Source organism: Mucilaginibacter antarcticus, assembly GCF_042686155.1.
Lineage (GTDB): Bacteria > Bacteroidota > Bacteroidia > Sphingobacteriales > Sphingobacteriaceae > Mucilaginibacter > Mucilaginibacter antarcticus.
The window spans coordinates 1-15,146 of record NZ_JBHUON010000010.1; the positions used below are offsets into that span (position 1 = coordinate 1).

Below are 15,146 nucleotides of genomic sequence, written 5' to 3' on the forward strand. Positions count from 1 at the left end.
TAGTATCTTTCTTTTGACACTTTAAGATACAAAAAAGGCGTAGAAAAATTTCTTCTTCTACGCCTTTTTTCACTATTGGACTTTTTCAGTGCCCTCGCAAATGCAACGGGGATTTTTTTGTGTGTTATGAATGATTACAATTCAAATCCATAAGCCAAACGCAAACCTACTAAACCGTAATTACTGCCTTGACCAGAGAAATCTTCGTAACGTACGCCAACATCCCATTTTTGATTAGCCCAACCTAAACCTGGTGCTAAAATTAATTTAGTGTTTTTAGCGCCTTTAGTTTCAAAACCTGCACCAGCTTCTGCAGAAAAGTACAAGTTGTCCGTAAAAAATGCTTTCATACCCGCTTTTAAAGGGACAACGCCAAAGCTTGTTGCATCATATTTTGTTGTACCCACAGTGTAATCCTTACCGAAGAAATTATAATAACCTGACGTAAGCATTAACGCAAATTTTTCTCCAACGCCATATTGTAACCGTGCTGTACCGCCTAATTCGAAATTTGATCCACCAAGTCCATTATGTATAGCGCCTGTTGGAGCACCAGCTTCAAGACCTACACCAAAACGTAATTTACTTTTAGGGGTAGTTTGAGCATTTGCAGTAGTTCCGATAAAAAGCGCAATACCTGCTAAAGTTGTTGCTGCTAATTTTGTTAAATTTTTCATTGTTGTGTTCTTGTTAGTAAATAAGTTAGATACATATTAATACTGGCCACTTAACAAATACTTTGCCACCGATGCCAATTTAAACAAGCATTTTATAATAATGACAATACTTGGACATGCCATATTAGTTCGTTATTAACAATTGTTAATAGCTTTATAAGCTGATTATGAGCGTTAAAAGTTGTTGTGGTTTGGGATGGAAAAAAGCAAGAAATGCTAATTAACAACGATGGTTGTATGCTAAAAAACACGTTTGGATCGGCGCAACATAACAATTGCTATGATCATCTAAATAGCCCAATTGTAGAAAAAACGTCTACTAAAATAGACAAAACGTGGTTTTAGCATTATAAAAAAGCCCCACTGCGGTTAACAGCAGAGGGGCACATTGGTATTTGTTAGATGTTATTTAATGTAAAACATCTTCATCTTCTTTATAATTTTTAGCCATCTCGGCCAGCTTTTTCTCACCATAAGCAAACTTGGTGATCAGGTAATACAGCACGGGCACGATAAATATAGCCAATGATGTAGCGGCTATCATACCACCAAACACTGTCCAACCAATAGTTTTACGCGCCTCGGCACCGGCACCCGATGCAAACAGCAATGGCGCAACACCCAGAATAAATGCCAGCGAGGTCATTATAATGGGGCGCAAACGCAGTTTAACAGCTTCCAGCGTAGCTTTTTCAAGGTCCATACCCTTGTCAACCCGCTCTTTAGCAAACTCAACAATCAGGATAGCGTTCTTAGCCGCTAAACCTATAAGTGTTATCAAACCAATTTGCGCATAGATATTATCGACCAAAGTTTTTTGGAACGTCAAGAATAGTATTGCGCCAAAGGCACCCAGAGGCACTGCCAATAATACCGAAAATGGTACCGACCAGCTCTCGTACAAAGCAGCCAGGAATAAGAATACGAAACCAATAGATAACGCAAAGATGTAGATCGTTTTATCTCCGGACAGCTTTTCCTCGCGGCTCAGGCCAGAAAACTCATAGCCAAAACCTTGCGGCAGCGTCTCGGCAGCAACTTCTTCTAAGGCCTTTAAAGCGTCGCCGCTACTGTAGCCAGGTGCAGGGTTACCATTAATTTCAGCCGACCTAAACAGGTTAAAGTGAGATATTAATGGCGCGTTCTCGATCATTTTATAAGATGTAAGCGTGCTTAACGGCACCATTGTACCTACTGAGTTACGTACAAAGTACTGACCAAGGTTATCTAAATTGGTACGGTAGTTTGTGTCGGCTTGTGCTACTACTCTAAAGTTACGGCCGTATAGGGTAAAGTCGTTAATGTAAGCGCTACCCATATAAGTTTGCAGCGCGTTGTTAACATCTGTCAATGACACACCTAAACGTTTAGCCTTCTCGCGGTCAATAGTTAACTGGTACGCCGGTGTTCGGGCGGTGAAGAATGAGAATGCTTTACCAATTTCTTTCCTTTTAGATAACGCAGCGGTAAAACTTCTGAGCACCGTTTCAAAGTTTTTGATATCACCACCTGCTTGCCTTTCCTCTAATATAAAAGTAAACCCTGCCGTAGTACCCAGACCCGGAATAGGCGGCGGCGGAATAACTACCACCGTAGCTTCTTTAAAAGTTTTGGTAAGTTTTGCCTGTAACATCCCTACCAACTGTAAAGAGGTTAGCTTACGCTCGTCCCACTTTTTAAGCTGGACGAAGATGGTGGCACTGTTTGATTTCGTAGCGAAACTTACTACGTTTAAACCACCTAAAGCGGCATAATGATCTATCTCCGGCACTTTGTCCAAAGTATCCATCATTTGGTGCAATGTGGCCACTGTGCGCTCTGTCGATGATGCTTCGGGTAGATCATAAGTTATAAATATCCTACCCTCATCCTCTATTGGGATAAAGCCGGTTGGCTTAGCTTTAAATAATAAAAACGTACCAACTACAATGGCCAGCAATACGGTGACAACAAATTTTGGATGCTGAATCCCCTTATCAACGCCATTACGGTATTTAAGGGTGATTTTTTCGAACCACGTATTAAACTTATAGAAAAATTTATCTAACCCGCCCGACTTCTCGTCTATCTTATGTGGTTTTAATAACAACACACAAAGCGCCGGTGTAAGTGATAAAGCCACGAAAGCCGAGATCAATACCGATATAGCAATGGTTATAGCAAACTGCTGATACAACCTGCCCACTATACCCGGAATAAACCCAACCGGTACAAACACCGCGGCCAATATCAAGGCTATGGCAATTACCGGGGCTGATATATCCCGCATGGCGTGTAGGGTGGCTTCTTTAGGGTTCATCCCCTTTTCGTCCATGTAATGCTGTACAGACTCTACTACCACAATGGCGTCATCCACCACAATACCAATAGCCAGTACGAAACCGAACAGTGTTAAAGTATTAATAGTAAAGTGCAGCGGTATAAAGAATATAAAAGTACCAATAATAGATACCGGGATAGCCAATACGGGTATAAGCGTTGTACGCCAGCTTTGAAGAAACAGAAATACTACGATGATTACCAGCACCAGGGCAATAATCAAAGTCTCGATAACCTCACGCACCGATACCTTTACCACAGTAATAGACTCAAAAGGCACCACATAATCAACACCACCCGGAAAAGACTTTTTAAGTTCTTTCATGGTAGCATACACACCTTCGGCGGTCTCGATAGCGTTACTGTTGGGTGCCTGGTAAACCAATAGGTATGATGCACGCTTGCCATCAACAAACGAGTTACCTGCATAGTTAAATTTGCCCAGTTCTATACGTGCTACATCCTTTAAATGCACCACCGCGCCGGTCCCCGGCTGCGTGCGGACGATTACATTGCCAAACTCCTCTGGCTTAGCCAAACGGCCTTTTACCAGCACAGAGTATTCAAATGTTTGTCCTTTTTGAGCAGGTGTGGCGCCTATAGTACCGGCGGCCACCTGGGCATTTTGCTCGGTAAGCGCTTGGGTAACATCAGCCGGGATCATGCCTAAAGCCGCTAACTTATCGGGTTTTAACCAGATCCGCATACTAAAGTCATCTGCCCTTGATACCACATCACCCACCCCTTTTGTACGGAGCAACGCGTCTTTGATAAAAACATTAGAGAAGTTATCAAGGAAAGTAACATTATGACTGTTATTTGGCGAAAATATTGCCACCAGCATCAATATACTTGGGTTTCTTTTACGTACCGTTAAGCCCAACCGCTGCACCTCTTGAGGCAAGGTTGGGGTGGCAATACCAACCCGGTTCTGCACATCAAGCGCAGCTATGTTTATATCAGTACCAACCTCAAAATTAACGGTCATACTTAGCGCCCCGTTGTTGGTGCTATTACTTTGCAGATAGGTCATGCCCGGGGTGCCGTTTACCTGCGTTTCTATAGGGGTAGCTACCGTTTGCTCCACCGTTTGGGCGTCGGCGCCAACGTAGTTACCTGTAACGGTTACTGTTGGTGGCGTTATCTCGGGGTACTGCCCTACCGGCAAGCTGCTGATTGCTAAAATACCTACTATAACAATTACAATAGATATTACAATTGCGGTAACAGGTCTTTTTATAAAAGTTTCTGCGATCATTCTCTAAAATTCTATTTATAAATAACCCTGACTATTTCTTTACCGGCGCCATTGGCGCTACACCAATAGCAACCTTACCGCTATCGCGCAGGCGCTGAAAACCTTCGGTGATAACCATATCGCCTGAGTTGATACCATTCATGATAACTACTTTGTCTGTAAGGCGTGGGCCCAGCGTTACTTTACGTTGCAATGCAATGGTATCGCGTTTTGAAACTCCGCCCTTGTTAAACGTGCTGTCTTTAACCACAAATACAAAAAATTCGCCCATTTGCTCAGTTACAGATTTATAGGGGATAATTACCCGGTTGCCCGATCTATCATTCAAGACTTTCAAAGCAGCGCTCATACCATCTTTCAATATATTTTTATCATTAGCAAACTGTAACCTTACTTTTATAGAGCCGGTTTGGTTATTAACGCCTCTATCAATGGCTAATATCTTTCCTATTCGGTTGTAAATGGTAGCATCAGGCAGTTGTAGTCTAAAAGTTGAATCAGTGCTTTTTCTTTGCAGATCATAAAAACGGTTAATCTCTTGCTCGTTTACCACAAAGTCAACGCCCATAGGGTTTTCGCTTGATACATTATTTAATAGCGTTGTACCTGCCCCTACCTGCGACCCTAATCTTACCTGCGATATACCAATACGCCCTGTTACCGGCGCAGTAATAGTAGCATATGAAAGATCTGTTCTTGCTGATGTTACGGCTGCTTTAGCTACTTCAACCTGGCCTTTGTTGGTCTCGTAAACTGCGTTGGCCTGATCTACCGTTTGGCGTGCTACCGCATCATTTTTCAACAACATATTGTAGCGATCAATATCTTTTTGTGCTTTCACCAGGTTGGCGTTGGCACTTGACAAATTAGCCTGGGCCTGTATTAAAGCAGCCTGGTATTTACGTTTGTCAATCTCATATAACGCCTGTCCTTTTGAAACAACTTCGCCCTCTTTAAAGAAAATACCGGTTATAAATCCAGATACCTGGGCGCGCAGCTCAACGTTATTCAATGATACTACTGTACCCTGGTATTGGTCATAGTATAAAGCGTCGCCCAGCGTGGCCTCAACGGTGTTAACCGGGGTTGCTGCCGGGGCAGCGTTTTGTGCCGATTTATTGTCTTTACATGATGCCCACGCCAGCATGGCAACCGGGGCTAAATAAAGAATGTACTTGCTTTTCATTAGTATAGTAGGGTAAGTATGTTAGTTGTTGGTTGGTTCGATAGTAAGTGTGCCAAGTGCTCTCTTCAAATCTATTTTACTTGACAGGAGCTGGAAAAGCGCGTTATAATAATTAAGCTCTGAAGTACGCAGGTCTGATTGTGAAACGATAACATCCAGGTAGGTTTTGATACCCTCGCGATATTGCAGGCTCACTACATTATATACATCTCGTGCCAGCTCCACATTTTGCTTTAGCGTTTGCCAGGTAACGTAATTACTTTTATAACTGGCCAGCGCCTGTATGTACTGGGTGTTGATAGTGTTTTGTGTATTTACAATATCCTGATCAGTACGCTGCACCTGCAATTTGGCCTTGCTTAGGTTTTGCAAACGCCTTGTACCTTGAAAGATAGGCAAGTTCATAGACAAACCAACATACCCAACCGGTATGGCATTCTTATATAAATCCTTAAACTGATTATTAAAGTAGTTAAAGTTATAGTTACCTACGGCAGATAGCGACGGTAAAAATCCCCATTTATAATAGTCAACATTAAGGTTCCTTAAATTCTTTTGAGTTTGCAGCAATTGAAATTCTACCCGGTTATTTACATTAACTACCTGATTGGTATCTATCAAAGCGTCACGTTCGTAGCTGGTAGAATCATAAGACAAAGAAACCTCAGTCCGGGGGTTAACGCCCATTATTTGCTTTAGATAGGCCAACTTGCCGTTAATAGACTCTTGTGTAGTTTTGCGGGTAGCCAGCTCGTTATTTAAGGCGATGGTGGCTTGCTTTGAATCGATTTTATCAACAACGCCGGCCTGGTATCTGCTGGTAGCGTCTTTTAAGCTGCGTTGTAAACGGGTAATATTTTGACTGATAATGTTTAATTGCTTTTGGGATAAAAGCACGCTAAAAAATGCCTTACTTACATCAGATACGACATTAATTTGGGTGCTCACCGTATTTTGCTGGTAGTATAAACGCGAGTAGTTAGCAGTCTTTGATGCCAAAAAGACATCATTATTATAAATAGTTTGGCTGGCTTGAAAACTTAAACTTGAAAATTCGTCAATGGTTGAAAACACTCCCGGCGTTGTAGCCGGCACCGGGCTACCTTTTATATAATGGTTGTAAGAACCCACCGAACCCAACTGCGGTAACCAGCCCGATAAGCCGATGCGTATATCTTTTTCATTGATCTGTTGATCAATAGCAGCCTGTTTAACGGCAGGTTGATTACGCAAGGCGTATTCAATACTTTGCTTTAATGTAATAGCGCCCGAGATAGTATCGTTACCGGTTTGGGCAAAAACACTGTTAGAAGTTAAAATTGCGACCAGGTAAATTATCAACAATCGATTGTTATTTTTCATATAGTAGTAATGATCGGCAGATCGTGTCTGAAAAATCAGGGAAGGGGATTCCTGTTTTTCTGTGCTAAAAATATAGAGCTGCAAAGGTGAGGTTATTAAAAGTAATTTTAAATATGCCACAGGAATTTTACTTAAATCCTACACTATTGGTCAGTTCGGCTTACCAAAATCAGCTGTGTTTTGAAAAAAATGCAAAATAAAGACGTCATATAAACAAAAAATTTAATTAATTTGCTTGTTGAGAATTGCACTCCGTTTAGGGAAGAAAACGTGAATGTTAAAAAAAATTTACAATCCGGATATAGGTTATAAACTTATTGATGGTATTTTTACAAAAAATTTAAGCAGGGTTAATACATGGTTAAAAAACTACATGAGAAGATTGCGCAGTTCAAAGATGCGGCAATGATCAGGGAGAAAGGACTGTATCCTTATTTCAGACCTATTGAGTCTGGACAGGATACAGAAGTAATTATTGATGGCGAACGTGTATTAATGTTTGGTTCTAACTCATACCTCGGCCTTACCAATCACCCTAAGATCAAAGAAGCATCGAAGAAAGCAATTGACAAATATGGTTCGGGATGTGCAGGTTCAAGATTTTTAAATGGCACGCTTGATATACATGTTGAATTAGAAAAAAGATTAGCAGCGTACGTAGGTAAAGAAGATGCTGTTTTATTTAGTACAGGTTTCCAGGTTAATCTTGGTGTGCTGTCATGCGTAACGGGCCGTAACGATTATTTGATATTAGACGAGTATGACCATGCGTCGTTGATTGATGGCAGCCGTCTTTCGTTTTCAAAGGTTATTAAATATGCACACAACAACATGGCTGATTTAGAGCGTAAGCTGGCGATGTTGCCCGAAGAGGCTGTAAAGGTTATTGCGGTTGATGGTATATTCAGCATGGAAGGTGACATTGTTAAATTACCAGAGATTGTTGAGCTTGCTAATAAATATGGTGTAAACATTATGGTTGATGACGCGCATAGCTTGGGTGTTATTGGTCATAAAGGCGCAGGTACGGCGTCGCACTTTGGTTTAACAGATGAGGTTGACCTTATTATGGGTACATTCAGTAAATCATTAGCATCGCTGGGTGGCTTTATTGCCGCAGACCATGCTACTATTGATTACATGAAGCACCGTGCACGCTCATTGATGTTTAGTGCAAGTATGACCCCTGGCTCTGTGGCCAGCGTTATAGCTGCTTTAGATATTATTGAGTCTGAACCAGAGCGAATTGAAAAACTTTGGGCTAATACCAACTATGCAATGAAACTATTGTTAGACGAAGGTTTTGACCTTGGCCCAACAGAAAGCCCTATCCTACCTATTTATGTTAGAGATAACGACAAAACTTTCCTGGTAACTAAACACTTGCAATCATCGGGGGTATTTGTTAACCCGGTTGTGTCGCCTGCGGTACCGTCTGACGCTTCATTACTGCGTTTCTCGTTGATGGCTACGCACACTTTTGCGCAAATTGAAGAAGCTGTAGAGAAAATCACTAAAGCGTTTAAAGACGTTGGCGTGGAACTACATGTTAAAGAGAAAATATAACCAAGCATAATACAAAATGCGGCCATTCAAAAAATGGCCGCATTTTTTGTACACCACTATCCATAAAATTCTTTCATCTACCATGAAAACGATAGTACCCGTAAATTCAAAGCAGGAGCTTGCCGCCTTTATTGATTTTCCGCATGATTTGTATAAGGCCGACGCTAACTATGTGCCCGAACTATTTATAGGCCAGCGCGACCTGCTAACCAAGCATCCTTTTCATAAACATAATACTGTACAACCGTTTTTAGCTTACGATGGCGATAAAATTGTTGGCCGCATTGCAGGTATCCTTAATAACACCCATAACGAATACAATAAAGCCAACGATGGTTTTTTTGGATTTTTTGACTGTATAGATGATAAAAGCGTTGCCACCTTGCTTTTTGAAACGGTTACTACATGGTTAAAAGAGAAACAGGTGACCGGTAAGTTGCTTGGCCCGGTAAATTTTTCAACCAACGAGCCTTGTGGTTTATTGGTAGAGGGGTTTGACAGCCCACCTGTGTTAATGCAAACCTACAACGCCCCCTATTACGCACCGCTGATAGAAAGTTTTGGTTTTGAAAAAGATGTTGACCTGATTGCCTGGCATTGGGATGGCAATAACTACGATGATAAATCTGTACGCTTACTGGATGCATTAACAGAGCGCTTAAAGCGTAATAACATTGTTATCCGTAAGGTAAACCTTAAAAACTTTAAAGAAGAAACCATAAAGCTGCGCGAGGTTTACAACTCTGCCTGGGATCAAAACACAGGTTTTGTGCCACTTAATGATGAAGAGTTTGAATATTTAGCAAAAGACCTAAAGTTGATTCTTGACCCCGATTTTGCTTTGCTTGCAGAGCAGGACGGTAAAGTTGTTGCTTTTGGTTTGGCCTTACCCAACTATAACGAGATTTTTAAAACCATTAAAAAAGGCCGTTTACTCCCTACCGGGATATTTAAACTATTGTTCGGTAAAAAGAACATAAAAAGTATACGTATCTACGCCTTAGGTGTGGTTGATGGTTACCGTAAAATGGGCATTGAGGCTGTTCTTTATGGCACGATTATCAAAAATTACACGGCCAGGGGCTTTAAATGGGCCGAAGCCGGTTGGACATTAGAGAACAACACCTTGATCAACGAAGCTATATTGGCCATCAAAGGTGACCCTTATAAAAAATATCGCTTGTACCAAAAGCAAATATGAAAGAGAAGGTTTTAATAACCGGTGCCAGCGGCTTTGTTGGCTATCATTTGCTGGTTGAAGCGTTACAAAATAACCTCGAAGTGTATGCTGCCGTACGTAAAAATAGCAAGGTTGAACATTTGCAAGGTTTGGATATTAAGTACACCTATCTAGACTATTCGGACATTGATGCGCTGACCAAAGAGATCCAGGAAAAGCAGTACGATTACATTATACATGGCGCCGGTGTAACGCGTGCGATATCAGAAGTAGAGTATGATCTGATAAACGCCAGTTATTCAGAAAACTTAGGTAAGGCAGCAGCGCAAGTAGCTTCCGTGAAAAAGTTTGTATTAGTGAGTAGCCTGGCGGCCATTGGCCCGCTTAACGATTTAAACGGCATAATAACTGAGGGCACCCGCCCTAATCCCATCACCGCTTATGGCAGAAGTAAGCTATTAGCCGAACAAAAAATTAAAGCTCTCTTCAATTTACCTTATACTATACTGAGACCAACGGCTGTTTACGGCCCGCGCGATACCGGGATTTTTATTTTCTTTAAACAGGTAAGTAAACGCTTTGAGGGTTACATAGGCCGTGGCCAGCAAAAACTGAGCTTTATATATGTGGTTGACTTAGCTAAAGCTTGTATGCAGGCATTGCATCATGGGCAACAAACAGCATACAACTTAAGCGATGGTGAATTTTACGATAAATACCAGCTGGGATATTTCACCAGAACGATTCTGGCTGTAAAAACCCTTCAGCTTCATCTTCCTGTAAATTTTGTGCGACTGATTGCAGGGATATCAGAAAAAATTAGTTCTTTTAGACGCACTGCTCCAATTTTAAATTTGGAAAAACTAGAGGAGCTGACGGCAGCTAACTGGTTTTGCAGCACAGCCTTAGCTAAACGCGACCTTGGATTCAATCCGCACTACCTGCTTGAAGATGGTTTGCGCGAAACATTGAATTGGTATCGTCAAAACAAATGGCTGTAAATTACATTATCTACTATATTTTAATTAATCATCAATGAAAAACACCATCAAGCCTGCCGAGGGCAAACTTGGCATACTGTTGCCGGGCCTTGGCGCCGTAGCAACAACCCTTATTGCTGGGGTTGAATCTGTAAAAAAAGGATTATCACAACCAATAGGTTCGCACACTCAAATGGGTACCATCCGTTTAGGGAAACGTACTGAAAACCGTCGCCCCAAAATTAAAGACTTTGTGCCATTGGCAAATCTTAATGACATTGTATGGGGTGGCTGGGACGTTTATACCGACAATGTATATGAGTCGGCCATGAATGCTAAAGTACTTGAAGCCGGTTTACTTTACACTGTAAAAGAAGAGTTGGAAAAAATTAAGCCAATGACGGCTGCTTTTGACCAAAATTATGCTAAAAACTTAACTGCCACTCACGTAAAAACAGGTACCCGTTATGAGCTTGCTCAACAGGTTATGGAGGATATCCGCAACTTTAAAGAGCAAAACGGCCTTGACCGTGTTGTTTTGGTATGGTGCGGATCTACAGAGATATATTACGAAGCATCAGACGTGCATAGCACTTTAGATAAGTTTGAAGCCGGTTTAAAAGCTGACGATCATTTGATCGCGCCAAGCATGATTTACGCGTACGCCGCCTTAAAAATGGGTATTCCATTCTCTAACGGCGCGCCTAACCTAACTGTTGATATTCCTGCTTTAATTGAATTAGCTAAGATCACTGAAACGCCGATCGCTGGTAAAGATTTTAAAACCGGTCAAACATTAATGAAAACCATTTTGGCACCGGGCCTTGCTGCGCGTTCATTAGGTGTTAGCGGTTGGTTTTCAACAAATATTTTAGGTAATCGCGACGGTTTGGTATTGGACGATCCGGATAACTTTAAAACTAAAGAGGTTTCAAAATTAGGTGTGTTAGAAGACATATTTAAACCAGAAGATAACCCTGAGCTTTACGGAGATATCTTCCATAAGATCCGTATTAACTACTACCCTCCGCATGGCGACAACAAAGAAAGCTGGGACAACATTGACATTTTTGGCTGGTTAGGCTACAAAATGCAGATCAAAATCAACTTCCTTTGCCGCGACTCTATTTTAGCAGCGCCTATCGCCTTGGATTTGGCTTTGTTTAGTGATTTTGCTAAACGCGCCGGCATGAGCGGTGTGCAAGAGTGGTTATCTTTCTACTTAAAATCGCCACAAACCGCACCAGGTTTACCTGCAGAGAACGATATTTTCAAACAGTTAATTAAACTTGAAAATACTTTGCGTTACCTAATGGGTGAAGATTTGATTACGCACTTAGGTTTAGATTATTACGAAGAATTGATTGAAGCAAAATAATATTTAATGCTGTTTCATAAACTGGCCGCTACTGTTTTTGGCATTGGTTACTTAGGTAAAGGTGTCGGAACGATGGCGGCCTTTTTTGGCTGTATTTGTTGGTACTTGATCTTCCCGGGTCAGGTTGTGCCATCGCCCATTATTGCTATATTATTAACACTGGCAGTTACTGCGCTGGGTGTGTGGAGCGGCAACAAAGTTGAGCCACTTTGGGGTAAAGATCATAGTCGTGTGGTTATCGACGAATTGGCCGGTATGTTTATAAGCCTGCTTTTTGTGCCGGTTACCATCCCCTATCTTATTGCCGGGTTTGTGTTGTTTCGCTTTTTTGACATTGTCAAGCCGTTATATATCCGAAGGCTTGAGGCACTCCCGGGTGGATGGGGTGTTATGGCCGATGACGTACTTGCAGGCGTTTACGCTAGCCTAATATTGCAGATAATTATATGCTTAGGATTGTTTTAATGTCAGAATTTAGTAAAACCAATTAGAAATTAATTACCACACCCTTTATTTGACTTTTTGACCACAGAAGTCTATACTATTTACTTACCTTTGTGCCCTGATTTATAGCGCTAACAGCAGCTTTTTAACATCATTAAACAAGGCTAATCTAAGTGCTTAAAATAAGCGTAAGTAAATATATTAAGGCGTACAAACGTTGTTTGTAGTATAGATAAATGGATTTTAGAAAAACATACCGAAAGCTGATATTGCTGGCTTTCATCCTAATTAACACCACAACTTTATTTGCGCAGGCAACCCGCGTTACCGGCGTTGTTACTGATGGCGCAACCAAAAATGGCGAACCAATGCCATTTGTTACAGTGGGTTTTGCCAATACAACCGTTGCCGGCCCTACTGACAATGATGGGCGCTATTCGCTTTCATCAAGCAAACCGTACACCCAAATAAAGGCCAGCTTTATTGGTTACAAAGACATTATCGTTAATATCGTTCCAGGTAAGTCACAGGTGGTTAATATCAGACTGATTCCATCACAAAGCGAGCTGACGGAGGTCGAGATTAAAGCCGGTAAGAAGCCGCGTTACCGTAACAAGGGCAACCCTGCTGTCGAGCTAATACAACAGGTTATAAAACACCGGGATTTAAATAGACCTGAGCGTTATAATTTCGTTGAATACAAAGAGTACGACAAAATGCAGTTCTCGCTGGCTAACGTATCTACTAAAATTGGCGAGAAGAAATTTTTCAGAAAGTACAAATTCGTTTTAGATAACCGCGACAGCACTACTGTTCCTGGCAAATCTTTGCTGCCGGTATATTTAAACGAAAAGGTATCAGAATATTATTACCGTAAAGACCCTGAAAAAGAAAGAACCAAAGTAATTGGTAAACGCACCGTTGATTATGGTGGTGCGCTTGATCAGGAAGGTATGGGCGACTTTTTTAAGTACATGTATAACAAGGTTGATATTTATGACAACAGCGTTAATATCATGACCAACAACTTTTTAAGCCCTATAGCTAATGGCGCGCCATTTTTGTATAAATACTTTATATCAGACACTGTAACTACTGAAACCAACGACAAGCTGGTTGAGCTAAGCTTTACCCCGCGCAATACGCAGGATCTGCTTTTTGAGGGTAAAATATATGTAACGCTTGATAGTAATTATGCTGTGCAAAAAGCGCAGTTAGGTATTAACAAAAACATCAACTTAAACTTTGTTAAGTCGATGACCGTTAACCTTGATTTTGAGAAAAATCCTGACGGCCGTTACCACTTGAGCAGAAGCAATACCCTTGCCGATTTCGGTCTTAATAAAAAGAAAACGGGCGGGCTATTCGGTATCCGTACCATCACCTACAAAAACTACGTAATCAACAAGTCTCGTTTAGATACTACGTATGCGGTACGAGCCGATGAGGAAGAATTATCTGACGAGATATCAAGCCGCAACGAGCAGTTTTGGCAACAAAACCGTTTGGATACCTTGACAACAGCCGAATCGAAGGTGTATGCTAACATTGATAGCTTAGGTCGCATGAAATCTTTCAAGCGTACCGTAGATATTGCTACTCTATTATTGGCAGGTTATAAAACATTTAATGGGTTTGAGATTGGCCCGTCAAACACTTTTTACAGCTTTAACCCGGTTGAGGGTTTAAAACTACGTTTGGGTGGCCGTACGACGCCAGAGTTAAGTAAGCGCTATTACTTTGAAACTTACCTGGCCTATGGTTTTAAAGACGAGAAATGGAAAGGTTTTTTAAGCGCCACTTACTCGCTTAGTAACAGAACAATTTACAAATTTCCACAGAATTATATCAGGGCTAGTTTTCAGCGCGATACCAGGATACCCGGTGCATTGTTGCAGTTTGTACAACAGGACAACTTTTTGCTGTCATTTAAGCGTGGTGTTAACGACAAGTACCTGTATAACGACTTTTACAAGTTTGAATATATGCATGAGTACGAGAGTCATTTCTCTTACCAAATGATACTCAAAAAGTGGACACAGACGCCCGCCGGATCATTATACTTTATCAACAATACCGGTAAGATCAATGATTTGACCACTGCCGAAGCTACCTTGTTGCTACGTTACGCGCCTAACGAGAAGTTTTTCCAGGGCAAGATCTATCGTCGACCGATACCAGGCCCGAATCCTATTTTTACCTTGGATTACACGAAGGGCTTTAAAAACATTGTTGGCGGTACTTATGATTATCATAACCTGCACGGCCGTATTGATAAACGTACTTATTTGTCGCAATTTGGTTACCTGGATGGTTTTGTTGAGGGTGGCAAAATTTTTGGGAAAGTGCCTTACCCGTTGCTGACTATCTTCCGCGCGAATCAGAGTTATAATTATGACCTGTACTCATATAACTTAATGAACTTTTTAGAGTTTGTGAGTGATCAGTATGTGTCTGTAAATTTAGACCAGCATTTTGTAGGTTTCTTCTTTAACAAAATACCGTTGTTAAAGGCCTTGAAGCTGCGCGAGGTTGCCTCTTTTAAAGCTATTTACGGGCGTTTGAGCGACAGGAATAACCCATCTATCCACCCTGATCTGTATCAATTCCCTGTATCGGGCGATGGTAAGCCTATCACCTACTCGTTAGGTAATACGCCGTATCTTGAGGGTAGTGTTGGTGTTGAAAATATTTTTAAATTTATACGTGTTGACGCCGTAAAGAGATTTAACTATCTCGACAACCCAAATGTGGCTGCATTTGGCATACGCGTCAGAGCTAAGTTTGATTTTTAAG

General features: G+C 41.3%; 10 protein-coding genes. 6 read left to right on the forward strand and 4 right to left on the reverse strand.

Annotated features, from left to right (window positions below; genetic code table 11):
• Positions 1-134 precede the first annotated feature (134 nt).
• The 4 genes from ACFSYC_RS09865 to ACFSYC_RS09880 all read right to left on the reverse strand — a co-directional run bounded on the left by ACFSYC_RS09865 (position 135) and on the right by ACFSYC_RS09880 (position 6,802).
• A complete protein-coding gene (locus ACFSYC_RS09865; protein WP_377126490.1) occupies positions 135-677 on the reverse strand; it encodes a hypothetical protein in 543 nt (180 codons plus the stop codon).
• 409 nt (positions 678-1,086) lie between these two features.
• Positions 1,087-4,254: an efflux RND transporter permease subunit gene (locus tag ACFSYC_RS09870; protein ID WP_377126493.1), complete on the reverse strand. Its 3,168-nt coding sequence runs from the start codon at positions 4,252-4,254 to the stop codon at positions 1,087-1,089.
• A gap of 31 nt (positions 4,255-4,285) precedes the next feature.
• On the reverse strand, positions 4,286-5,440 hold the full coding sequence (locus ACFSYC_RS09875; protein ID WP_377126496.1) for an efflux RND transporter periplasmic adaptor subunit: 1,155 nt from the start codon (positions 5,438-5,440) through the stop codon (positions 4,286-4,288).
• 21 nt (positions 5,441-5,461) lie between these two features.
• Positions 5,462-6,802 carry a TolC family protein gene (locus ACFSYC_RS09880; RefSeq protein WP_377126499.1) on the reverse strand — a complete coding sequence of 447 codons (1,341 nt, stop codon included), beginning with the start codon at positions 6,800-6,802 and terminating at the stop codon, positions 5,462-5,464.
• A gap of 357 nt (positions 6,803-7,159) precedes the next feature.
• Here ACFSYC_RS09880 and spt point away from each other — a divergent pair, with 357 nt between their 5' ends.
• The 6 genes from spt to ACFSYC_RS09910 all read left to right on the forward strand — a co-directional run bounded on the left by spt (position 7,160) and on the right by ACFSYC_RS09910 (position 15,145).
• Positions 7,160-8,368, forward strand: a complete 1,209-nt coding sequence (spt, locus tag ACFSYC_RS09885; protein ID WP_377126502.1) for a serine palmitoyltransferase — start codon at positions 7,160-7,162, stop codon at positions 8,366-8,368.
• Positions 8,369-8,450: 82 nt separating this feature from the next.
• Positions 8,451-9,569 (forward strand): hypothetical protein, encoded by a 1,119-nt coding sequence (locus ACFSYC_RS09890; protein ID WP_377126505.1) that lies wholly within the window; start codon positions 8,451-8,453, stop codon positions 9,567-9,569.
• A complete protein-coding gene (locus ACFSYC_RS09895) occupies positions 9,566-10,549 on the forward strand; it encodes an NAD-dependent epimerase/dehydratase family protein (protein ID WP_377126508.1) in 984 nt (327 codons plus the stop codon). Before ACFSYC_RS09890 ends, ACFSYC_RS09895 begins: the two co-directional genes overlap by 4 nt.
• 34 nt (positions 10,550-10,583) lie before the next feature.
• A complete protein-coding gene (locus ACFSYC_RS09900; RefSeq protein WP_377126511.1) occupies positions 10,584-11,906 on the forward strand; it encodes an inositol-3-phosphate synthase in 1,323 nt (440 codons plus the stop codon).
• 6 nt (positions 11,907-11,912) lie between these two features.
• A complete protein-coding gene (locus ACFSYC_RS09905) occupies positions 11,913-12,371 on the forward strand; it encodes a phosphatidylglycerophosphatase A family protein (protein ID WP_377126513.1) in 459 nt (152 codons plus the stop codon).
• A gap of 215 nt (positions 12,372-12,586) precedes the next feature.
• Positions 12,587-15,145 carry a DUF5686 family protein gene (locus tag ACFSYC_RS09910; protein ID WP_377126516.1) on the forward strand — a complete coding sequence of 853 codons (2,559 nt, stop codon included), beginning with the start codon at positions 12,587-12,589 and terminating at the stop codon, positions 15,143-15,145.
• Position 15,146 lies beyond the last annotated feature (1 nt).

Bases quoted from the DNA above. Each gene is read 5' to 3' on its own strand.
- ACFSYC_RS09865 (WP_377126490.1), bottom strand. From the start codon at position 677: ATGAAAAATTTAACAAAATTAGCAGCAACAACTTTAGCAGGTATTGCG.
- ACFSYC_RS09870 (WP_377126493.1), bottom strand. From the start codon at position 4,254: ATGATCGCAGAAACTTTTATAAAAAGACCTGTTACCGCAATTGTAATA.
- ACFSYC_RS09875 (WP_377126496.1), bottom strand. From the start codon at position 5,440: ATGAAAAGCAAGTACATTCTTTATTTAGCCCCGGTTGCCATGCTGGCG.
- ACFSYC_RS09880 (WP_377126499.1), bottom strand. From the start codon at position 6,802: ATGAAAAATAACAATCGATTGTTGATAATTTACCTGGTCGCAATTTTA.
- spt (WP_377126502.1), top strand. From the start codon at position 7,160: ATGGTTAAAAAACTACATGAGAAGATTGCGCAGTTCAAAGATGCGGCA.
- ACFSYC_RS09890 (WP_377126505.1), top strand. From the start codon at position 8,451: ATGAAAACGATAGTACCCGTAAATTCAAAGCAGGAGCTTGCCGCCTTT.
- ACFSYC_RS09895 (WP_377126508.1), top strand. From the start codon at position 9,566: ATGAAAGAGAAGGTTTTAATAACCGGTGCCAGCGGCTTTGTTGGCTAT.
- ACFSYC_RS09900 (WP_377126511.1), top strand. From the start codon at position 10,584: ATGAAAAACACCATCAAGCCTGCCGAGGGCAAACTTGGCATACTGTTG.
- ACFSYC_RS09905 (WP_377126513.1), top strand. From the start codon at position 11,913: ATGCTGTTTCATAAACTGGCCGCTACTGTTTTTGGCATTGGTTACTTA.
- ACFSYC_RS09910 (WP_377126516.1), top strand. From the start codon at position 12,587: ATGGATTTTAGAAAAACATACCGAAAGCTGATATTGCTGGCTTTCATC.